Annotated in this window: 20 protein-coding genes and 1 riboswitch; of the genes, 9 read left to right on the plus strand and 11 right to left on the minus strand. The window is 32.3% G+C overall.

Annotated features, from left to right (window positions below):
- Window positions 1-4: 4 nt before the first annotated feature.
- The 7 genes from odhB (at window position 5) to LQ688_RS02500 (ending at window position 8,805) form a co-directional block, all read left to right on the plus strand.
- On the plus strand, window positions 5-1,294 hold the full coding sequence (gene odhB / locus LQ688_RS02470) for a 2-oxoglutarate dehydrogenase complex dihydrolipoyllysine-residue succinyltransferase (RefSeq protein ID WP_064205152.1): 1,290 nt from the start codon (window positions 5-7) through the stop codon (window positions 1,292-1,294).
- A 350-nt stretch (window positions 1,295-1,644) separates the two neighbouring features.
- On the plus strand, window positions 1,645-2,460 hold the full coding sequence (locus LQ688_RS02475) for a VOC family protein (protein ID WP_016999790.1): 816 nt from the start codon (window positions 1,645-1,647) through the stop codon (window positions 2,458-2,460).
- A gap of 14 nt (window positions 2,461-2,474) precedes the next feature.
- Window positions 2,475-2,678, plus strand: coding sequence for a DUF6501 family protein (locus tag LQ688_RS02480; protein WP_135020234.1), 204 nt, complete (start codon window positions 2,475-2,477; stop codon window positions 2,676-2,678).
- 207 nt (window positions 2,679-2,885) lie between these two features.
- On the plus strand, window positions 2,886-3,683 hold the full coding sequence (locus tag LQ688_RS02485) for an ATP-binding protein (RefSeq protein WP_016999788.1): 798 nt from the start codon (window positions 2,886-2,888) through the stop codon (window positions 3,681-3,683).
- Between the two features lie 10 nt (window positions 3,684-3,693).
- Window positions 3,694-5,580 (plus strand): vWA domain-containing protein, encoded by a 1,887-nt coding sequence (locus LQ688_RS02490; protein ID WP_239725085.1) that lies wholly within the window; start codon window positions 3,694-3,696, stop codon window positions 5,578-5,580.
- 114 nt (window positions 5,581-5,694) lie between these two features.
- Window positions 5,695-7,032, plus strand: a complete 1,338-nt coding sequence (brnQ, locus tag LQ688_RS02495) for a branched-chain amino acid transport system II carrier protein (RefSeq protein WP_016999786.1) — start codon at window positions 5,695-5,697, stop codon at window positions 7,030-7,032.
- Between the two features lie 570 nt (window positions 7,033-7,602).
- Window positions 7,603-8,805 carry a DUF819 family protein gene (locus LQ688_RS02500; RefSeq protein ID WP_239752586.1) on the plus strand — a complete coding sequence of 401 codons (1,203 nt, stop codon included), beginning with the start codon at window positions 7,603-7,605 and terminating at the stop codon, window positions 8,803-8,805.
- A 47-nt stretch (window positions 8,806-8,852) separates the two neighbouring features.
- On the opposite strand, the gene LQ688_RS02505 is transcribed toward LQ688_RS02500, so the two are convergent.
- The 3 genes from LQ688_RS02505 to LQ688_RS02515 are packed head-to-tail and all read right to left on the minus strand — an operon-like array spanning window position 8,853 to window position 11,046.
- Window positions 8,853-10,055, minus strand: coding sequence for a toxic anion resistance protein (locus LQ688_RS02505; RefSeq protein WP_239725086.1), 1,203 nt, complete (start codon window positions 10,053-10,055; stop codon window positions 8,853-8,855).
- Window positions 10,042-10,761, minus strand: coding sequence for a 5-bromo-4-chloroindolyl phosphate hydrolysis family protein (locus LQ688_RS02510; protein ID WP_016999783.1), 720 nt, complete (start codon window positions 10,759-10,761; stop codon window positions 10,042-10,044). The genes LQ688_RS02505 and LQ688_RS02510 overlap by 14 nt, the downstream gene beginning before the upstream one ends.
- 15 nt (window positions 10,762-10,776) lie before the next feature.
- Complete coding sequence (locus tag LQ688_RS02515) at window positions 10,777-11,046, minus strand: acylphosphatase (RefSeq protein WP_070045767.1); 270 nt, start codon at window positions 11,044-11,046, stop codon at window positions 10,777-10,779.
- A gap of 146 nt (window positions 11,047-11,192) precedes the next feature.
- Between LQ688_RS02515 and LQ688_RS02520 the strand changes: the two genes are divergently transcribed.
- Window positions 11,193-11,495, plus strand: coding sequence for a DUF1033 family protein (locus LQ688_RS02520; RefSeq protein WP_064205146.1), 303 nt, complete (start codon window positions 11,193-11,195; stop codon window positions 11,493-11,495).
- Between the two features lie 166 nt (window positions 11,496-11,661).
- On the plus strand, window positions 11,662-11,862 hold the full coding sequence (gene cspA / locus LQ688_RS02525) for a cold shock protein CspA (protein ID WP_016912585.1): 201 nt from the start codon (window positions 11,662-11,664) through the stop codon (window positions 11,860-11,862).
- 190 nt (window positions 11,863-12,052) lie between these two features.
- Here the strand turns inward: cspA and lysA are convergent, their stop codons facing one another.
- From lysA to LQ688_RS02565, 8 genes are all read right to left on the minus strand, one after another.
- Window positions 12,053-13,318 (minus strand): diaminopimelate decarboxylase, encoded by a 1,266-nt coding sequence (gene lysA, locus LQ688_RS02530; protein WP_016999780.1) that lies wholly within the window; start codon window positions 13,316-13,318, stop codon window positions 12,053-12,055.
- Window positions 13,315-14,388, minus strand: coding sequence for an alanine racemase (gene alr / locus LQ688_RS02535; protein ID WP_239725087.1), 1,074 nt, complete (start codon window positions 14,386-14,388; stop codon window positions 13,315-13,317). The genes lysA and alr overlap by 4 nt, the downstream gene beginning before the upstream one ends.
- Window positions 14,388-15,536 carry a M20 metallopeptidase family protein gene (locus LQ688_RS02540; protein WP_064205143.1) on the minus strand — a complete coding sequence of 383 codons (1,149 nt, stop codon included), beginning with the start codon at window positions 15,534-15,536 and terminating at the stop codon, window positions 14,388-14,390. The genes alr and LQ688_RS02540 overlap by 1 nt, the downstream gene beginning before the upstream one ends.
- A gap of 209 nt (window positions 15,537-15,745) precedes the next feature.
- The gene (dapD, locus tag LQ688_RS02545; protein WP_064205142.1) at window positions 15,746-16,465 is read right to left on the minus strand and encodes a 2,3,4,5-tetrahydropyridine-2,6-dicarboxylate N-acetyltransferase; all 720 of its coding nucleotides are present in this window, start codon (window positions 16,463-16,465) and stop codon (window positions 15,746-15,748) included.
- Window position 16,466: 1 nt separating this feature from the next.
- Window positions 16,467-17,204, minus strand: coding sequence for a 4-hydroxy-tetrahydrodipicolinate reductase (dapB, locus tag LQ688_RS02550; RefSeq protein ID WP_239725089.1), 738 nt, complete (start codon window positions 17,202-17,204; stop codon window positions 16,467-16,469).
- Window positions 17,201-18,091, minus strand: a complete 891-nt coding sequence (gene dapA, locus LQ688_RS02555) for a 4-hydroxy-tetrahydrodipicolinate synthase (RefSeq protein ID WP_064205140.1) — start codon at window positions 18,089-18,091, stop codon at window positions 17,201-17,203. Before dapA ends, dapB begins: the two co-directional genes overlap by 4 nt.
- Window positions 18,092-18,111: 20 nt before the next feature.
- On the minus strand, window positions 18,112-19,095 hold the full coding sequence (locus LQ688_RS02560) for an aspartate-semialdehyde dehydrogenase (protein WP_016999774.1): 984 nt from the start codon (window positions 19,093-19,095) through the stop codon (window positions 18,112-18,114).
- A 20-nt stretch (window positions 19,096-19,115) separates the two neighbouring features.
- Window positions 19,116-20,318 carry an aspartate kinase gene (locus tag LQ688_RS02565; protein WP_016999773.1) on the minus strand — a complete coding sequence of 401 codons (1,203 nt, stop codon included), beginning with the start codon at window positions 20,316-20,318 and terminating at the stop codon, window positions 19,116-19,118.
- Window positions 20,319-20,407: 89 nt separating this feature from the next.
- Window positions 20,408-20,584, minus strand: a riboswitch (Lysine riboswitch).
- Between the last annotated feature and the right edge of the window lie 809 nt (window positions 20,585-21,393).

Consider the following 21,393-nt stretch of genomic DNA (forward strand, 5'->3'; position numbering starts at 1 on the left):
AATAATGTCAGAGGTAAAAGTACCAGAGTTAGCAGAGTCAATTTCAGAAGGAACGATTTCAGAATGGTTGAAATCTGTTGGAGATCAAGTAGAACAAGGTGAAAATATTGTTGAACTTGAAACAGATAAAGTAAACGTTGAAGTTATTTCTGAAGTATCAGGTGTACTTTCTGAAATTAAAGCAGAAGAAGGCGACACTGTTGAAGTTGGATCAGTAATCGCGATTGTTTCTGAAGGTGAATCAGGTTCAACTTCAAGTGAACAAAAAGAAAGTGATGACAGCGAGTCTAAAGATTCTAAAGATAAAGAAAAACAAACAGAAGCACCTAAAGAAAGCGCTGCTAAATCTGAAGATACTAAACAAACTGAAGATACTAGCAAAGAAGAAGCTAGTTCAAACGACCGCGTACAAGCAACGCCATCAGCTCGTAAACTTGCACGTGAAAAAGGCATTGATTTAAACAAAGTGAAAACACAAGCTGGAGATGTTGTTAGACCAGAAGACGTAGAAAAAGCCTCTCAACCTTCTAAACCAGCTCAACAAGAAAAACAAAGTCAACCAGCAGCACAGAAAAATGAAAACCCATCTAAACCGGTTGTACGTGAAAAATTATCTCGTAGACGTCAAACAATTGCTAAGAAATTATTAGAAGTATCAAATAATACAGCAATGTTAACAACGTTTAACGAAGTAGACATGACTAACGTTATGGAATTACGTAAACGTAAAAAAGATAAATTCCAAGAAGATCATAACGGTACAAGATTAGGCTTTATGTCATTCTTCACTAAAGCATCAGTAGCAGCATTGAAGAAATATCCAGATGTGAACGCTGAAATTGACGGTACTGATTTACTATTAAAACAATACTACGATATCGGTATTGCTGTATCTACAGAAGAAGGTCTAGTTGTACCTAACGTTAGAGACTGTGATAAGAAGAACTTCGCAGAAATCGAACAAGATATTCATGACTTAGCAGTTAAAGCTAATAACAAAAAATTAGGATTAGATGACATGATGGGCGGATCATTCACAATCACTAATGGCGGTGTCTTCGGTTCATTAATGTCAACACCGATTATTAACGGAACACAAGCTGCTATTTTAGGTATGCACTCAATTGTTACAAGACCAATTGCAATTGATAAAGAACGTATGGAAAACAGACCAATGATGTATATTGCTTTAAGTTATGACCACAGAATTATCGATGGTAAACAAGCAGTAGGTTTCCTAAAAACAATCAAAGACCTAATTGAAAATCCAGAAGATTTATTATTAGAATCTTAATTTACTGTAATATAGTGACCACAACGGCTGTTGAAGCCGTTGTGGTTTTTTATTTGTGTTAATTGTAGTGGAGGGATGTGGAATGTTGCACGTGGGCATTATCTTGCAACATTCGGAGGCTTTATGTTGCACTTGCGTCTCGTCTTGCAACATTCGGAGGCTTTATGTTGCACGTGCACTTCGTCTTGCAACATTCGGAGGCTTTATGTTGCACGTGCACCTCGTCTTGCAACATTCGACCAACTCACCCTCTCATCAAAATTTAATTCTAACTGTTAAACTGATTAATTTGTCATATTTATAATTAATTTGGTATAATTTATAGGAATTCAATTATAGGAGAGATATTCATGAATGGATTAAGAAGTGTGACATTATGGACCCACAATCTTTTAGAGACTGAATCATTTTATAAAAATATATTAGGTTTAAATACTCTATTAAACAAAGAAACGAATATCTTACATATCGGTGATGCACATTTAGCTCCCGGTACTAGAATTATTTATAAACAATATAAAGGTGAGGATCAAGAGCCGGACACGCATTTTTATGGTGTTGCTTTACGTGTTCCTACAGACTTTGCGTTATATGAATATAAACAACAATTTGATGACCACAAAGTAGAATATGAATCGGTTCAACAACTAAATGGTAAACATATGTTTAGGTTTTACGATAATAATGGTCATTCATTTTATTTAATTTCAGATGAAAAGAACGCTGGAGTGCCTCTTGGTACTGCTTATGATGATGGTCCTATAAGTCCTCTTCATCAAATACAAGGAATCGGTCCAATCATGGTTAAATCGCCAGAAACTCAAATAACAGGTTCATTATTAAAAAGTATTTTTGAGTTGCAATTATATGCTGAATACAAGACAATAGATGATGAATCTGCTATCGTCTTCAAAATTGGTCCAGGTGGTAATGGAGGAGAATTACATTTAATAGATTATCCACATCCTCTTAAATCTTCACATCCACCTGTCGATAGAGTCGCAATCACAATTGATAATGTCGAACATTTCGATAAAATAGTTGAACATGTTAAAGATATTGATATGCAACACCAAATCATACAACATGAAGAAGGTATGATTTCATTATTTATTCGCGATATAACAGGCATGATTTATACAATTACATTAGACACAGTGAATTAAAGGAGCGTTTATTTATGTTACATGAAACTTGGAAAGAAAATCACGTTATAAAAAGGGTAGAAGTCGTTCATACTGATGCTGAAAAATTTAAAGTATCCGATATGTTAACAGTAGGAAAAGTTTATGATGTCGTGAATGAAACAGAAGAATATTATCAAATTATAGATAATTCTGGGCATGTTGGTGGATATTTCAAAACTTATTTTAAAGAACTATAAAGATTGAATTAAAAACAAACCAGAGGTTGGGGCAATTTAATTGTCTCAACCTCATTGACTATATTAGCAATAGTTGACTAGGATTGAAATCACGCTTCTATCCTAGTCCTCCATGCTGGGGTGGTACAATGAAATCCTTTCAAAAATGAGATGATTCCTGTTCCACTCCCTTTTTAAGTTTATTATTAGTATATAAAGGAGTACACAATGAGCAAATTAAACAAATACATTAACAATGATGAAACAATATATGAAGATGCTTTATCAATGATTAAATTAAATAAAAATATTTTACTAAAAGGGCCAACAGGTTCTGGTAAAACGAAGTTAGCTGAAACAATCGCACAAGACATTAATAAACCGATGCATTCTGTAAACTGTTCTGTAGATTTAGATGCTGAAAGTTTACTTGGTTTTAAAACAATCGAAACAAATGAACAAGGTCACCAAGAAATTGTATTTATTGATGGACCAGTTATTAAAGCAATGAAGAATGGCGAATTATTATACATTGATGAAATCAATATGGCGAAGCCTGAGACGTTACCAATTTTAAACGGAGTATTAGACTTCAGAAGAGCATTAACTAATCCATTTACAGGAGAAGTTATCGTAGCTAAAGAAGGTTTTTCTGTTATTGCTGCAATTAACGTAGGTTATATTGGAACATTACCAATGAACGAAGCTTTAAAAAATAGATTTGTCGTATTAGATATAGACTACATTGATGGAGAAACACTTAAGACTATCATCAAAGAACAAAGTCAATTAAACGATGAAGAACTTATCGATTCAATTATCCAATTCAATAAAGATTTGAGAGTCATGTCTAGCCAAGGACAAATCTCAGAAGAATCAGCGAGTATAAGAGCGTTGTTAGACCTTGCAGACTTAGCTACCGTTATACCAGTTAGAAGAGCGATTAAACGCGCTATTATAGATAAAATTGATGACGAAAGAGAACAACAAGCAATACAAAATGCAATAGAATTAATTTTCGAGTAAGGAGAATAACATGAGTGATCGTTTTATATTATTCAATGATGAACAAATCGATGCACAACAAATCATGATGTTAACTGACTTAGCAAAATTATTACTTGAAGATCCAAATGTAAAAGTTGCATTCCAAAAATTCCAACATTATGATCCCATTCATAATATATGCAATGTGAGTTTCAACTGGTTACATCGACCAGAAGATATCACAAATGCAGGATTAAAATCTGATATTATGTTAGATACGATTGGCTTCAAACATACAGACCCCTCTATTTACCAAGAAGTATTAGATGAAACGTTTGACCATATGGATTTTTTCAAGCAATTATTTATGCTAATTGAAGAATATAGATTATCTAGTATCATCATGGACACTAGACCAGTTACTAAAAAGCTGTTTAATAAACGCTTAAACGTTAAGAAAAGACAAAACAATAGCCAAATACAAGTTTATCAAACGAAAACAACATATACTGATTTGCTATTTCTAACGATTGAACATGCTATCTTAAACGAAAACTTCATTAATAACATTAGTATTACTGAAGAATTTGATGATGCCCTCGTTCAAGTTTTCAATCGCTTAACGCAAATTTTCAATTTAAAAACTTCAGAAGACAGTTACGACTTAGCAGTAAGCATAATGGTGCTCGTTGATTATTTATTAAAAGAAGATATGCTGAACCAATACTATCATCTTCCTGAGCGCATATACGCGTCTTACGAGGAAAAATGGACACTTGAGGATATTAAGCGTCAAGATGCTGCACAAACGGACGATAGTAGCGAAACTGAGCATGACGAAGAGGACATCGTAACTGAAGATGCTGAAACTAAAACAGCCGATAGTCAATCTGATAGCGATCATTATTTAGAAATGGAGCTTCATGAAGGTGAAAATAGCGATGTGCTGACAGATAATGAGCGAGAAGGCGATGCTTCAGATGATATGACTAATATGATGGAGAAAAAAGGTAAAGGATCTAACGATACGATTGATGACGAAGAAGGTGGGTCTCAAGGCAATAATAATCCTTACCAATTAAAAGGTGTAAACAAGAATGTTTCATTAACATTTAACAAACCAGAAATTTCTCCTGAAGATGTTGAAGCATATAAAAGAGCAGTTGAAAGTGTTCAATTTGAAATTAAAGATTTAACAAGTATTATCCAAAAATCAATGAATCATCAATATAGTGACGTTAGAGAAAATTTAACTAAAGGTAGATTACAAAAGAATTTACTTAATTGGTTTATAGATGACCAATACAAATTATTCTTCAAAAAAGATGCATTTAGTAGAAAATTAGATGCTACATTTACACTTTTAGTTGATGCTTCAGCTAGTATGCATGACAAAATGGAAGAAACTAAAAAAGGTGTAGTACTATTCCATGAAACATTAAAAAATCTAGATATTAAACATGAAATACTTGGCTTTAGTGAAGATGCTTTCGAAGCAGATAAATTTAACCAACCGAACACAATTGATGAAATCATTTTATATAACGAATCTACAATGAAACAAAATGATGCACGAATTATGACACTTGAACCTCAAGATGATAATAGAGATGGGGTAGCTTTACGGGTTGCAACACAACAATTACTACAAAGATCAGAAGAACAGAAGTTTTTAATTGTATTTTCTGACGGTGAACCTTCTGCATTTGATTATGCAGAGGATGGTATTATTGATACTCACGAAGCTGTTATAGAAGCAGATAAGCAAGGCGTTTACGTATTTAATGTATTTTTAAATCAAGACACTATTGATGAGAGTATAAGAAATACAGTTCATAATATTTATGGTAGACAAAGTTTATTTGTAGAAGGTGTTGAGAATTTACCTGCTCAATTATCACCACTACTAAAAAAATTACTATTGCAGTCTATTTAATAAACGTTGTAATAAGTTAAAATATATTTATAATTTTCAGAAATTTCATATGGACGAAACCTAATTCCAATGATAAAATATAAATTATTGTAAGTTGTAAAAGGAGTTTAACATATGAATAAGAATATTTTTGTAGTAGGCTTTATGTTATTTGCGATATTTTTTGGAGCAGGTAATTTAATCTTTCCTCCTGCGCTAGGTTTATCGAGTGGTCAATTTTTCTGGCCAGCTATTTTTGGATTTGTAATTACAGGGATCGGCTTACCACTTATCGGTGTAATTGCCGGTTCTATTGAAGATAAAGGATATAGAGCGTCTTTAGGTAAAATTCATCCAGTATTTGCTGTCGTATTGCTTGTTGCTATTTCATTAACTATTGGGCCGTTGTTCGCTATACCGCGTACAGCAGCAACATCTTTTGAAATGGGTATCACGCCAATTTTCGACACAAATAGTTCAATGGCATTATTTATTTTCTCATTAGTTTACTTTGCTATCGTATTTTACTTAAGTTTCAACTCAAGTAAAATGGTAGATAAAGTAGGTGCTGTTTTAACACCAGTACTACTTATTTCAATTGTTTTACTAATCATTAAAGCTTTCTTCAGCATAGGTGGAGAACCTGTCGTTCCTGGAGAAATGGAAGTTTACAGTAGTGGTGCTACTAGTTTTGGTAAAGGGTTCGTTGAAGGCTACTTAACGATGGACGCGATCGCTGCTATTGCATTCTCTATGATTGTTATTACAGCAATTAAGAGTAAAGGTGTTACAAGAGAAACGGGATTATTTAAACAAACTATTTTGGCAGGTGTAATTGCTGCAATTGCACTAGGATTTATCTATATTTCTTTAGGTTGGATCGGAAATCATATGAACATTTCAGATGCAACATTGAAAGAATTAAATGATAATGGTCAAAATATTGGTACGTATCTATTAACAACTGCCGCTCAAGTATCATTTGGCGAATTCGGTAAGTATTTAATTGGTATTATTGTAGCATTAGCTTGTTTAACAACAGCTACAGGATTGATTGTATCTGTTAGTGAATTCTTCCATGAAATTTTACCAAAAATTTCATACAAATGGTTTGTTACTATTTTCACTTTAGTCAGTTTCATTATTTCAAACCAAGGTTTAACTACAGTTATCCAAGGTTCATTACCAGTATTGTTAGTATTATATCCAATAGCTATTACATCTGTATTATTAATACTATTAGGTAAATACGTTAAGACACCACCAATTGCACAACAATTGGCTGTTGCTTTAGTAACAATTATTTCATTCATTTCTGTATTTAATAGTAATGGGGTTATCAATATCGCATTTATGCAAGAATTGCCTCTAGCTCAATATCAGATGGAATGGATTCCTTTTGCAATAGTAGGTTATATCATTGGATTCATTATAGGTAAAGTTAAAAATCAAGCTCCAATTGAATATAGTTAAAGAAAAAAATCCGAGACATAAACTTGTCTCGGATTTTTTATATTAGATGAGCTTATGTAATACTTTAATTTATATGTGAGGCTTAACAGCTAACGTGCTAGACTTCATAGACAAGCTCGTTACATTTTCTAGCGGGCAAGACTTCAAAAACAAGCACGTTAGCGCTATAAAATACTTTAATTATCATTAATTCCACTTAATTTTTATGTGAAACCAACGACTAACGTGCTAGAAATTTTAAACAAGCTCGTTGCATTTTCTAACGGGCAAGACTTCATAGACAAGCACGTTAGCGCTATAAAATACTTTAATTATCATTAATTCCACTTAATTTTTATATGAAATCAACAGCTAACGTGCTAGAAATTTTAAACAAGCTCGTTACATTTTCTAACGGGCAAGTGTTCAAAAACAAGCACGTTACCACTATAATAATCCTTTTTTAAATACTAGTTACGTTTTACAGCGTAGCAGAACTGCGAAAACTTTTTAGAAAAAGAGATTTCTCAGTCTCACTCTCTTTTTATTTATGTCATAATAAGTATACATATAATTAAAGGGGTGGGGAATATGATGGTCTTTGCTTTTATTAATAAAGATGAAACATGGATTTTATGGGCTATTTTAGTAAGTATAGCTGCTTTAAGTATCTTTTTAGAACAAAAATATGATTTTGCTTCTAAAATTACTGGCGCTATAATCGCGTTAATTGGTGCTATGATTTTATCTAATTTAAACATTATTCCGATTGAATCTCCAGTGTATGACCAAGTTTGGGATTACGTTATTCCACTTGCTATACCATTATTATTATTCAGATCTAATATTTTTAAAATATGGAACGAAAGTAGAAGGTTATTATTTATATTTTTAATTAGTTCTGTAGGGACAGTAGTAGGGGTTGCTGTCAGCTTTTTACTATTGCATCAATTTATACCACAGCTTAATAAAATTGCTGCTATGATGACTGGAAGCTATATAGGTGGTGGTGTAAACTTTGCTGCATTAAGCACCAAGTTCGAAACACCTGGGGAACTTGTATCGGCAACAGTTGTTGCTGATAACAGTGTTATGGCATTTTATTTTATTGTCTTGATTACAATTCCAAATTTAAAATTTGTGAAAAAGTATTTTAGAAGGTTGTATAATAGTGATGCTGAATCTAATGAAAACAATGCAGAAGCATATTGGAAAAGAAATGAAATTAGTTTAAAGGATATTGCATATTCAATTGCTATTGCTTTTTCACTAGTAGCAGTTAGCTTTAAACTATCAGAGTGGATACAGTCGGCCGTTCCGAAATCAAATCCTTTTTTAGAAGTTGTAGTTGGCATTATAGGGGATCAATTCTTATTATTGACGACTTTATCTTTAATAGTAGTTGCAGTATTTAGCAATTTCTTTGAAAAGTTAAATGCATCTGATGAACTTGGAACATTTTTAATTTATATTTTCTTTGTTGTAATAGGTGTACCAGCATCAATACCGATTATTATTAAAACTGCGCCTTTATTATTTATTTTTGTAGCTATTATATTAATATTTAATTTAGCTGTTACTTTATCATTCGGTAAGTTATTCAAATTTAATATTGAAGAAATGTTGTTAGCTAGTAATGCTAATGCTGGTGGTCCGACAACTGCCACTGCGCTAGCTATATCTAAAGGGTGGCAAAGCCTCGTAGGTCCTATACTAATTATAGGTACATTAGGTTATGTAATTGGTAACTATGTTGGCACTTTAATGTTCTATGTACTTAGCCAATTTATGTAGAAAAAGCACTATCTCCTTTTATTAAAATAGGGGATAGTGCTTTTTATTTATGATTTAAATGTATTTCTAAGTTGTTGTTGTTCATCTTTAAGTTGTAATAGTTTAGTTTTTAAATCTTGTTCTAAAGATTGTAGTTCTTGTTCAGCTTGTTGACGTTTACGTGTACCGTCTTCTTGTATTCTTAATGTTTCTTGAATTGTATCCACGATATTTGTTTGTGTCGTCTTAAGTGTCTCAATATCAACAATACCACGTTCATTTTCTTCTGCTGTTCTTATCGCATTTTGTTTCAACATTTCTGAGTTTTTAAGCAACAGTTCATTTGTCGTATCTGTAACTTTCTTCTGTGCTTCTGAAGCACCTTGTTGCCTCAATAAAGTTAACGCGATAGCCATTTGGTTCTTCCATAATGGAATACTCGTTAAAATCGAGCTTTGAATCTTTTCAGCCAATGTTTGGTTAATATTTTGTATCATTCTAATTTGTGGTGCTGATTGTAAAGTAATTTGGCGAGATAATTGTAAATCATAGATTCGCTTTTCTAATCTGTTTATATATTGTTGTAAATCAGCCAAATCTTGTACATCCATTTGGTTATTAGATGCTTTAACTTTTTTCTCAAGCTCCACTAAATCATTTTGTTTAAGTTCATCACGCTTTTGTTCAGCTGCTGCGATATAAATATTTAAAGCATCAAAATACGCTTTATTTTCTTCATACAATTGATCTAATAGACCAACATCTTTCATCAGCATATTTTGTGATTTTTGCAGCTCTACAGATATGCGGTCGACTTGCGCACCAACTGATTGGTATTTGCTAAACATTTCATTAACTGAGCGCTCAGCACGCTTAAAAATACGTTTTAAACGCGATTGATTTTGTTTTTGTAATTCATCAGGATTTACTTCTTTTAATTTGTTCATCAAGTTTCTAAGTGAAGAACCGATTGGCCCGACATCTTTAGATTGAACTTGGTTGAGCATTTGATGAGAAAAATGTGATAATTTGTTTTGAGCTTGTTGACCATACAGTAACAGACCATCATTATCTAACGGTTTAATCTGTTTAGCTATTTCGTTTATTTTTTGTTGATCTTCATCTGAGAAATTCTTTTCATAAGTTGAAGTTACATCTGATTGACCAGATTGCTCATTTTCTTGAGCTTCCTGTGGTGCAATTTCATTCGATGAATCCTTAAACGGGTCATCAATTAAGTCATCAAATAAATTTTTATTAGTTTCTGTCATAATTACGCTCCGTTTCATATTCGTATTTTTCTTGATTAGTCTTCAAATTTACTTTTTCTTTAGTTGTTTCAGGTATTTCTTTAGTAAAATCATTTCTGTTTTTAGCCATGTCAGCTAATTCCATCTCAATATCCAATTGATTATAATTCGATTCATTCAATTGCTTTAAATCAGCAACTAAAGTCCTTTTATTCTCATCAATCGTAAGTTTAGTTTGTTTCAATTTAGCTTTTTCTTCTTTAGTTTTATTCGGCATGCGTTGTAATAGAGTGTAGTTATCAATTAAATTAACTGTATTATCTAAATGCGAATAGAAAAAGCTTTCGACTGTATAAAACTTTTCTGGAGATTGTTTAACAGTGTTGTAAATTGTTCTTGTTAATTTAGCAACTTCATTTAAATTTTTAAATTCATTATATGAACGTACACGCATATAATTTTTATATAACCGTTTAAGTTTTGGGCTCGCATCATTTAATTGTTTTCTAATGAAATGATATTCTCTACGAGTTAATCCCATTTCCTTTAAAAAACGTCTAGAGCTATACCATTGAATAGGAATAAAACTCAATATATATGATCCGATAAACATACCAGTATCTAACATGAAATGTAAATCCAATTGAAATACACTAAATAAAAAAACAACAGACGATATTGGTACAGCTAATAGTGCACCTAATATATACGATAAATTATATTTCATTTTCATCTTCCTAAATTATAACGTTTTGAAATGCTTTGTATTTTCATCTAATGTTACATCTTCTATGTTGTAATCATCTACTTGAGAAGCAGGTGCAACACCTTCAATTATTCCTTTAGTAAAACTTTCTAAGTCATCTGTTTTCCCGCTAGCATAAACTTCAACATAATCGTTAACATTTTCAACTGAGCCAACTATATTATATTTCTTAGCCAGTTGTGCTGTGAAAAATCTAAAACCAACGCCTTGTACGCGTCCATAAACTTTAATGTGTTTTCCGTTCATATTAATCACCTCATATATCCATTATAAAGGGTTTCTTACAAAAAAACTAATAATTAGAAACATAAATACTAAGCGCTTTTCTTGATTTCATCTTCAAATAGATTTAAATTTGTTTTAAGGTAATATTCTGAATAGGGGCGTTATAAATGTGGAAAGTTGTTACTATGCGGGCAGATTATGAGGGCTGGTGGCTATTCGATGATTGGACAGATCATATTATTCATGAAATCATTTGCAATGATTTTGATGAGATGCTAATAACTTATAATGACTTACTGAAATCGTACCAAGAAAAATATGCAAATGAGATAGTTGGTAAATATAATATTCATGCTTTTTATAATAATTGCGATATTGCTTTTTGTGAAGATTGTGAAGAAGATTTACAAATTTTTTATAGTATTCTTATATTAAATGACAATTCTATTTATACACCTTTACCAAATTAATAAATTCTGAAAATATCTGAATTGGTATTGCATTTGAATATTTAGTGACGTATAATAAGTAATAGCAATATCGTTATTCCATATTGCAAATGACATTATATATTTGGTGTTTTTTGTAATATGCGAATATCGCATATTGAATTTTAGTCTTGGAGGTTTCTCAATTATGAAACAAGGTACAGTAAAATGGTTTAATGCAGAAAAAGGATTTGGTTTTATCGAAATCGAAGGAGAAAATGACGTATTCGTACATTTCTCAGCAATTAACCAAGAAGGTTACAAATCTTTAGAAGAAGGTCAAGCAGTAGAATTCGAAGTAGTTGAAGGCGACCGCGGCCCACAAGCTGCAAACGTTGTAAAACTATAAAATATATGAATTTGAAAGACTAGAAAGAAACCCTAACAATGTTAGGGTTTCTTTCTGCAAAACTATAATACTATTAAATAATAATAAAGTTTAAGTTTATATAATGATATCTTTAATTATTTAAAAGCGCTACCCGCAGATTTCTATCTGATTGGGTAGCGCTTTTTTATTCAAAAAAATAAATAATTATTTATTTCACATCGTTCAAAATGAGTTGTTTTAATGTTTGTCGCTTAATAACTTCTCTTGCTTTTCCATCTCTGACAAATAACACTGCCGGTTTTGGCATTTGGTTATAGTTAGAACTCATAGAGTAGTGATACGCTCCTGTCGATAATACAGCTATATAATCACCAATTTTTGTTGATTTAGGTAATTTCATATCTTTACCGATTAAATCTCCTGATTCACATAATTTACCTGCTATTGTTACTTCTTGTAAATCATCTTCTTGTCTATCTACTAATAGTGCCTCATATTTCGCATTATATAAAGCTGTTCTAATATGATCACTCATACCACCATCAATTGAAACGTAAGTATTAACATTAGGTATTTCTTTAATAGTACCAACTCTATATAAAGTTACACCCGCTTCTCCTACGATAGAGCGTCCTGGCTCTATAGATATCTCAGGTATATCCATGCTATATTTTTCACTATTTTCTTTAATAGCATCAGTAATGCGCTTAATACTTTCTTCAATTGGATAGCTCTTATCTTCGTTTGTATATTTAATACTGAAACCGCCACCCAAATTGAGAATTTCAATATCGATATTATTTTCTTTTAACCATTCAAATACAATTTGTATCGTATTAATCGTACCATCCGCTTCAAAAATTTGTGACCCAATATGGAAGTGGATACCTTTAAAGTCTATTTTGTCTGATGCTTGTAATGCTCGTACACCTTCTAAAGCAGTACCATGTTTTATCGATAATCCAAACTTACTATCTTCTTGTCCTGTTTGTATAAATTCATGTGTATGTGCTTCAACACCTGGATTAACTCTTAAAACTGCTTTGATTGGTTTAGATGCAATTCGGTTAATACGTGTAATTTCATCTAATGAATCAATAACGAAATACTCAACGCCACTTTCAATTGCATATTCTATTTCATCATTCGTCTTGTTGTTACCGTGAAAGTGTATTTTACTCGGATCAAAATCACTCGCTAAAGCTGTAAATAGTTCTCCTTCAGATACTACGTCTAAGCCCATATTTTCCTCTGCCATTAGTTTAAATAATTGAATGCTACTAAAGGCTTTAGATGCGTATGAAATATTATATTTTAGACCACTGTTACTAAATGCTTCATGAAATCTTCTACACTGTGATCTGATTTGTTCTTCATCATAAACAATAGTAGGGGTACCATAACTAGCTGCAATTGTCTTTAATGAGATATTCCCCATCGTTAATACGCCTTGATCATTATATTTAACAGTCATGATTTAATCTCCTTTATTAATGAATGATGGTTTAGTGCACTAATTTGTTCTGAATTAGCACCTACACCTTTAAATGTAAATTCGTCTATTCTTATGTCATTGCTATACATTGTTACCATATCTCCACGTTTTACTGATTCATCCACTTCTACAAACATATGACTCATCATTAATCCACGTATAGGATACCTTTTACCATTGATTAGCGCATCATGTTTAGCACGTGTTTTAAGTATACCGTCTCCATAACCGATATCAACTACTGCAAGGTTACAATCTTTATCTGCTGTATATTGGAAACTATAACCACAAGTTTCGCCTTGTTTAATAGGGCGTACTTGAATCACATTCGCAGTAACAGTAAAATTTTGATGAGTAGTTGAAGTAGGGAGACTACTATAAGGTCTTGAACCATATAGAATAATACCTAATCGCGCATGTGTATGTTGATCAAGCAAGCCATCTTCTCTTACAAAACTCGCACTATTCTGAGCATGAATAAATTTAAACGTATAACCTAAACTTAAGATTTCGTCTAAACAACTTAACCAAGCTGCTCGTTCTATTTCATACTCATCTCCACCAAATTCATCTGCGTATCCGAAATGCGTCCATATTCCTTCTATTTTAGCTTGTTCATCATGGGGTAGGTTAGTATTGAATTTTAATACTTCTTGCATTTCTTGAGCATTTTTCAATCCTGAACGGTGTAGCAAGTTTTCTAATTCTAAATGTAACTTAATACCACTTAAATCGTCTTTAAATTCATAATAAAATTCTAAAGAGGGTAAAGTCATTGCGATATTATATTGTTTTAAAGTTTCAAACTCTGTAGATGGATTCATTAAAAAGATATTTACATCACTGTTTAAATTTCTAATTCTCACAGCTTCATGTAAAGATGTCGTACTAAATGTCTGTATACCAGCAGCGATAAATGATTGCACTGCAAATTCTAAACCAAAATGATAAGCATCATTTTTCACAACAGCCATAACTTCTTGTCCATCTGTAAACTGTTTAGCGTTATTTATAAAGTCTTGTTCATATATTGTGATACTTGCAACCATTATTTATCCCTTCCTTGATTTAACAATGCCATATAATAATCAGCTACTAAAATAAGCACTTCTTCATCAAAATTTAATTTGTTTGTATGTAGACCATACACAAAATCTTTTTCGATATTTTTAGTTCCGAAAAATACAAAATAACTTGGCGCCAATTGTCCATAGAAACTAAAATCTTCGCCGAATAAATATGGTTTTTCTAGTTCATGTAATTCCACACCAGTTGTATTTAATGCTGACTTTACATTTTCGTATAGTGTCGAATCATTTGTAGTAGGTGGGTATCCCTCAGCAAAATCAACACGACATTCAACATCAAATAACAATTCAACACTTTGAGCAATTTTTATCATTTGTTGTTTCACGGTTTCTAAATCTTGTACATCATAAGTTCGAATTGTACCTTCTAAATAGCCATTTTGTGGGACCGTGTTAATTGCTTCTCCAACATTAAATTGACCTATGTGTACAATGTTTCTATTAAGACCATTTAAATGAAATTGTTGAATTTGACTCACTTGGCTTAATACATGCATTAATGCTTCTGATGCAGCTTTTCCTTCTTCTTTACTCGCTACATGACTAGATAAGCCATTTAAATAGAAACGATACTCTGTAGCACTTGCAGTTATTTCATCATTTTTAAATGCTACTGTACCTAAATCTTCAAAAGGCATGATATGTACACCATAAATTTCTTCTATTTGAAATTGATCAAATACTTTAGATTTTATAAGTTGATTTGCGCCCGCTTCCGTTTCTTCTGAAGGTTGAAAAATGAATACAACGTTATGTGGTAATTCGCCTTTGTCGTATAATGCTTTACACCTTTTCGTAAATAACATTAACGCTGTCGTATGACCATCGTGTCCACAAGCATGCATCACATTGTCATTTTTACTTTTATAAGGTACTTCATTTTCTTCATGAATAGGTAAGGCATCAATATCTGCTCTATAAGCAATTGTCCTGTTTGAATTACCTTCTAAATAACCAATAATCCCTGTAGTAATAGGGCGTTCATATGGTATTTCCAATGATTTAAGAAAATTTTCAATATATGTTGTTGTTTCAAATTCTTGCATGCTTAATTCTGGATGTTGATGCAAATATCTTCTTGTTTCTTTAACAAAATTTAATTCAGACATTTAAAAATCAGTCCCTTTATAGTATGTATAGAAAGAGAGTGGGACATCAATCCAATATTTTTAATAAGATTTCATTATCCCACCCAAGCAAATATAAATAGCATTGAAAATTTTAATATAATCTATTTCAAACTAGATATATATTGCCAATCTAATAATTTAGGCTGAGGCATTTATTTATGTCTCAGCCTAATCTTTTATATGATGAGTTATTGGTTTAAGTTACGTAAAGCAGATACGATTTCTTTTTTACCATCTTGTACATCTGCTGATTGTTTAATAACTTTAGCAGGGGTACCAGCAACAACTGCTCCTTCTGGAACATCTTTCGTTACAATTGCACCAGCAGCAACTATAGCACCTTTACCAATGCGAACACCTTCAAGTATTACTGCATTAGCTCCAATTAGTACATCGTCTTCAACAACTACTGGAGAAGCACTAGGTGGCTCAATAACGCCTGCTAATACTGCACCTGCACCAACGTGCACATTTTTACCTGTAGTAGCACGACCTCCAAGTGAAGCGTTCATATCAACCATAGTACCTTCGCCAACTACAGCGCCAATGTTAATTGTAGCGCCCATCATTACAACAGCGCCATCTTCAATAACTGCATGTTCTCTAATGAAAGCACCAGGCTCAATACGAGCATTTGTATTTGTTAAATCTTTTAATGGTATCGCTGAATTGCGACGATCCATTTCTATTTCGACATCTGTAAATTGATCTGCATATTTTTCATTAAATGCTTTCCAATCTTTAGCATCACAGAAAATTGTTTTAGATGTTTCTGAACCAAAAACTTTAAATGACTCAGGGAACTCAACATTTTCAAATTGACCGTTAACGTAGACTTTTAAAGGTGTTACCTTCTCAGCCTCACTAATATATTGTATAATCTCTTCTGCAGTAAAATCTTTAACCATGTTAAATTCTCTCCTCATTTAAATTATTGTATGTGTAATATCCGTTTTCTTTATTTACTAATATATTTGCCACACTTAGAGCACCGTTGGCAAATATATCCTTAGACTGTGCACGATGCGTAATTTCAATCGTTTCATCATGTCCAGCAAACAATACTTGGTGCTCTCCAACTATTGTACCACCACGTTGAGAACTAATTCCAATTTCAGAAGGTTCACGCTTCGTGTTAGTTTCATGTCTATTGTAAACAGGAACAGTTTCTTCACGCTTTTCTTTAATAGCATCATATAGTTGTACTAACGTACCACTTGGTGCATCCACTTTTTTATTATGATGTTTTTCCAACATCTCAATATCAAAGTCTTCAAGTAATGGTACAGCATATTGAATAATTTCTTTTAGAATATGCACACCATAACTCATGTTTGCACTGAAGAATACCGGCATATCTTTAGATTTTTCTTTTAATTTTTCAATGATTGTTTCTTTTTCACCTGTAGTCGCAATAACTAATGGTAGTTTAAAGTCTTCTTCTAATAGCGGAATCAATAATTCAGGGTTAGAAAAATCGATTGCTACATCCGCTTCAGGTGCTGATGAAATTGTATCAAAGGCAGGGTAGGGGTATTGTTTAGCTGGATCTTTAACTACAACACCTACAATTTCATTGTTATTTTCTTCTGCTAGTCTTGCTACACGTTCGTTCATTGCGCCATAACCAATTAATAAAATTTTCATTGTTTTACACCATCTTTAAAGTTAGCAAATGCATTGCTTAATGTTTGTTGTTCTTGTTCATTTAATGTTACTAAAGGTAACCTTACTTCATACTGACCGAAACCTAGTTCACTTGTTAATAACTTAATAGGAATAGGGTTAACATCTACACCTAAATCATTAAGTAAACTTAGAATTTGATCTCTTAAGTTTTCAGCAGTTTTCGTATCATCTTTTTGAACAAGGTCGAATAATTTTTGAGTTTCTTGTGGTATTGCATTTGCCACAACTGAAATTAATCCTTCTCCGCCAAGCTTGTAATAGTCATACATATTATCGTCATTACCACTGTATAAGGCAAAATCAGAAGGTAATTTCTCTTTTAATGTTTGTGCATATTCTAAATCTCCAGTAGCATCTTTTAATGCTACAATATACGGATTTTCACTTAATTTAATCATTGTTTCTACATCAATTGTCATATTTGTTCTAGAAGGTACATTATATAGAACTACTGGCAATTCAACTGTGTTTGCAATTTTAGTAAAGTGGGCTATTAAACCACGTTGGCTTGTTTTATTATAATATGGTGTGATAAGCATAATTGCATCTGCACCTAATTCTTTTGCTTTCAATGATGCTTCAATAGAAGCTTGTGTGTTGTTAGTACCTGTACCTGCTATAACTGGCACACGACCATTGACTTTTTTTATACCTATTTCTAATAATTGATTTTTTTCGTCATTTGTTAAAGTTGGATTTTCTGCAGTAGTACCGTTAATCACGATACTTTGTACACCGTTTTCAATTAAAAATTCTATATGGTTTTCAAATGCTTCGTAGTCTACATTCTCTTCTGTGAATGGTGTCGTTAACGCAACACCTACACCTGTAAATATATGTGACATACTTAACACTCCTCAATTTTTTATTTATTTAAATTCATAACTTGTTCTAAAACTTGTACTGCATTTAAACTTGCACCTTTTAATAAATTATCAGAAGTACACCAAATATGGAATGTGTTATCTAATGATTCATCCTTTCTAATTCTTCCTACGAATACTTCATCTTTACCCGTAGAATGAATTGCTAATGGATATTCATTATTTTCTACATTATCAACGAGTACAACTCTGTCATCTTCATCGAATAATTTTTTAATATCTTCAACTGTAGCTTCTTTATCTAATGTTACGTTCATATGCACGCTATGGCTGTCTTGTACAGGAACACGAACACAAGTTGCTGTAACATTTAAAGTGTTATCGTTTAAGATTTTACGTGTTTCGTCGATCATTTTTTGTTCTTCTTTTGTATAACCATCTTCTAAAAATGAATCGATATGTGGTAAGACGTTATTATAGATTGGGTGAGGGTAGTTAGTTGGTTCTTCACCTTGTTCTCCTTTTAATAAGTCTTCTTTACCAGCTAAACCTGAACCTGATACAGCTTGATAAGTAGTATAAGCTACACGCTTAAGGCCGAACTTATCTTGTAAAGGTTTCAAAGGAACTACAGATTGAATTGTAGAACAGTTTGGATTTGCAATAATTTTTCGATTTAATTTTGGTTCGTTTACTTCAGGAACGATTAAATCGATACCTTCGTGCATTCTCCAGTGACTAGAATTATCTATAACAATTGCGCCATTCTCTTCAAAAAGTGGAGCGAAATGTTCACTCGTGCTGCCACCAGCACTCATGATGACATAATCAAATTGTCCATCTGTTTTATCGTCTGTTAAAGCTTCAACAGTATATGTTTTACCTTGGAATTCTACTTCTTTACCTGCTGAACGTGGTGATGAAAATAATACTAATTCATCAAATTGGATATTCTTTCTGTCTAATACTTCTAATACTTTTTCTCCTACTAAACCTGTTGCACCTACAACTGCTAATTTTGTCATTTTGTTCACTCCATCATTCATTATATATTAAATGTTTCACACAAAATACGTACTGCTTCTTCACCTAAATCTCGATCAACGACATAAGAAATACTAATTTCTGATGTTGTTGTTTGATAAAAAGGTATGTCGTTACTAATTAAAGTTCTGAATGCTTTAGAAGCAATACCAGACATGTCTCTCATGCCAGTTCCAATTACGGATAGCTTTGCATAATTTTCTTTCATTATGTAGCGAAGGTGAGGGTAATCTAGCATTAAATCTTCTATAATTCTTTCAATTTGTTGTACTTCAGAATCTTTTATTGTAAATGACAATTGTAGACCTCTCTGATTTTCAATTTGTGAAATCATATCTACATTCATTGACTCGTGTTCTAAAGAATCAAACATTTTTTGCAGTAATTTAAAGTTTTGCATTGGATACGTTAATGTTACATGAATCATATGCGTATCTAACGCGACTCCAGTGACTGCTTTTTTCTCTAAAATTTCTGTTTGTGGCATAATCCATGTTCCTTTCACGTTTGATAATGTTCTACCTAAATAAAGAGGTATGTTGTAATTTCTAGCTATTTCAACACTCCTTGATTCTAATACACCAGCTCCTAAAGCACTCATTTCCATCATTTCTTCATAAGAAACTTCAGAAAGTAATTTTGCATCTTTATAAATTCTAGGATCTGTTCCATAAACACCATCAACATCAGTGTATATTTCACAAGTGGAATTTATACTTGATGCTATTGCTACAGCGCTTGTATCTGAACCACCGCGTCCTAAAGTAGTGATTTCCATTTCATCATTAACACCTTGGAAGCCAGCTACTACTAGAATATCGTTTGTTTTAAAAGCTTCTTCAAACCTAGGAGCATCAATTTCAGCTATTTTACTCTTTAAATGATGACCAATTGTTTTAATACCAGCTTGATACCCCGTCATCGCCTTCGTTTGAACACCTATATCATTCAACACCATTGAAAGGTAAGATATTGTTTGTTGTTCACCTGTAGTTAGCAACATTGCTAAATGTTCATCTTTAGGCTGCGATGTTAACGTATCAATATTTTGCATTAAAGTATCAGTCGTTTTGCCCATAGCACTTACAACAACTACTAGTTGTTCGCCATTATCAACGCGAGATTTTAACATATAGGCTATATTTTTAATTTTGTTAAAATCACTTACGGATGTTCCGCCAAATTTCAATACACTTTGTGTCAAGATTATTCCTCCAATTAAAATCGGGAAGTCAACGCCGTAATATAAATAAAAAAACAAGTTCGGCATCCGAACTTGTTTTAATTTATATATACAAGTGATGCACTCCATTTATCATTAAGATAATGACAGACAATAAGCTGTTAACCTATACGTCCAACATAATAGTTCTGCAAAAATATTATGTTTCGGCATCGCACCCTTTCACTCCTTGAAGATTGCAGTCCTATAGGGGAGTTACTAATGATTGATGCGCCTCATCAAAAACATATTCAATTGATATGCATTCATTATACATAGAAAGAATATTTATGTAAAGAGAGAAAACAGATTATTTCAAAAAGTCACAACAATTCAACAAATTTAAGATGAATAAAATGTATAAATTAATGTAGAAACAAAGAATAGGTTGGGAGATAAATCATAACTCAAAATAAATAATCTCTGATTTTGTTCGTGCATGCTTGACTAGGGTATGGTTCGAGCCTGTAGTCTCTCACTCATAATATTCCCTTAGGCTTCAGCACTTTACAAAATCGTAGGGAACATAGCGCTAACGTGCCTGTTTATTACCACTAGCTCGTTAGAAAATGTAACGGGCTTGTCTGAAGTTTCGTGCACGTTAGCCGTTGATTTCGTATAAAATTTAAGTGGAATTAATAAAAATCAAAGCTTTTTATAGCGCTAACGGGCTTGTTTATTACCACTAGCTCGTTAGAAAATGTAACAGGCTTGTCTTAAGTTTCTTGCACGTTAGCCGTTGATTTCGCACAAAATTTAATGGCAATTAATAAAAATCAAAGCTTTTTATAGCGCTAACGTGCTTGTTTGCTACCACTAGCTCGTTAGAAAATGTAACGAGCTTGTCTTAAGTTTCTTGCACGTTAGCCGTTGATTTCGCACAAAATTTAATGACAATTAAAAAAATCAAAGCTTTTTATAGTCAAGTCCATATTTATGTGTAATATCTTTAGAAGTAATCAACCATTGGTTTTTTAGAATGTATTAACAAAATAAATCTGTTTGATTTTTAGCAGATTCATTTTGTTAATCTCTACTTATTTTTCAAAAATAAGTA

The organism is Mammaliicoccus sp. J-M40, assembly GCF_022386395.1.
Classification (GTDB): Bacteria; Bacillota; Bacilli; order Staphylococcales; family Staphylococcaceae; genus Mammaliicoccus; species Mammaliicoccus lentus.

Excerpts from the sequence above, each read along its gene's own strand:
- odhB (WP_064205152.1), top strand. The coding sequence starts at position 5 with ATGTCAGAGGTAAAAGTACCAGAGTTAGCAGAGTCAATTTCAGAAGGA.
- LQ688_RS02475 (WP_016999790.1), top strand. The coding sequence starts at position 1,645 with ATGAATGGATTAAGAAGTGTGACATTATGGACCCACAATCTTTTAGAG.
- LQ688_RS02480 (WP_135020234.1), top strand. The coding sequence starts at position 2,475 with ATGTTACATGAAACTTGGAAAGAAAATCACGTTATAAAAAGGGTAGAA.
- LQ688_RS02485 (WP_016999788.1), top strand. The coding sequence starts at position 2,886 with ATGAGCAAATTAAACAAATACATTAACAATGATGAAACAATATATGAA.
- LQ688_RS02490 (WP_239725085.1), top strand. The coding sequence starts at position 3,694 with ATGAGTGATCGTTTTATATTATTCAATGATGAACAAATCGATGCACAA.
- brnQ (WP_016999786.1), top strand. The coding sequence starts at position 5,695 with ATGAATAAGAATATTTTTGTAGTAGGCTTTATGTTATTTGCGATATTT.
- LQ688_RS02500 (WP_239752586.1), top strand. The coding sequence starts at position 7,603 with ATGATGGTCTTTGCTTTTATTAATAAAGATGAAACATGGATTTTATGG.
- LQ688_RS02505 (WP_239725086.1), bottom strand. The coding sequence starts at position 10,055 with ATGACAGAAACTAATAAAAATTTATTTGATGACTTAATTGATGACCCG.
- LQ688_RS02510 (WP_016999783.1), bottom strand. The coding sequence starts at position 10,761 with ATGAAATATAATTTATCGTATATATTAGGTGCACTATTAGCTGTACCA.
- LQ688_RS02515 (WP_070045767.1), bottom strand. The coding sequence starts at position 11,046 with ATGAACGGAAAACACATTAAAGTTTATGGACGCGTACAAGGCGTTGGT.
- LQ688_RS02520 (WP_064205146.1), top strand. The coding sequence starts at position 11,193 with ATGTGGAAAGTTGTTACTATGCGGGCAGATTATGAGGGCTGGTGGCTA.
- cspA (WP_016912585.1), top strand. The coding sequence starts at position 11,662 with ATGAAACAAGGTACAGTAAAATGGTTTAATGCAGAAAAAGGATTTGGT.
- lysA (WP_016999780.1), bottom strand. The coding sequence starts at position 13,318 with ATGACTGTTAAATATAATGATCAAGGCGTATTAACGATGGGGAATATC.
- alr (WP_239725087.1), bottom strand. The coding sequence starts at position 14,388 with ATGGTTGCAAGTATCACAATATATGAACAAGACTTTATAAATAACGCT.
- LQ688_RS02540 (WP_064205143.1), bottom strand. The coding sequence starts at position 15,536 with ATGTCTGAATTAAATTTTGTTAAAGAAACAAGAAGATATTTGCATCAA.
- dapD (WP_064205142.1), bottom strand. The coding sequence starts at position 16,465 with ATGGTTAAAGATTTTACTGCAGAAGAGATTATACAATATATTAGTGAG.
- dapB (WP_239725089.1), bottom strand. The coding sequence starts at position 17,204 with ATGAAAATTTTATTAATTGGTTATGGCGCAATGAACGAACGTGTAGCA.
- dapA (WP_064205140.1), bottom strand. The coding sequence starts at position 18,091 with ATGTCACATATATTTACAGGTGTAGGTGTTGCGTTAACGACACCATTC.
- LQ688_RS02560 (WP_016999774.1), bottom strand. The coding sequence starts at position 19,095 with ATGACAAAATTAGCAGTTGTAGGTGCAACAGGTTTAGTAGGAGAAAAA.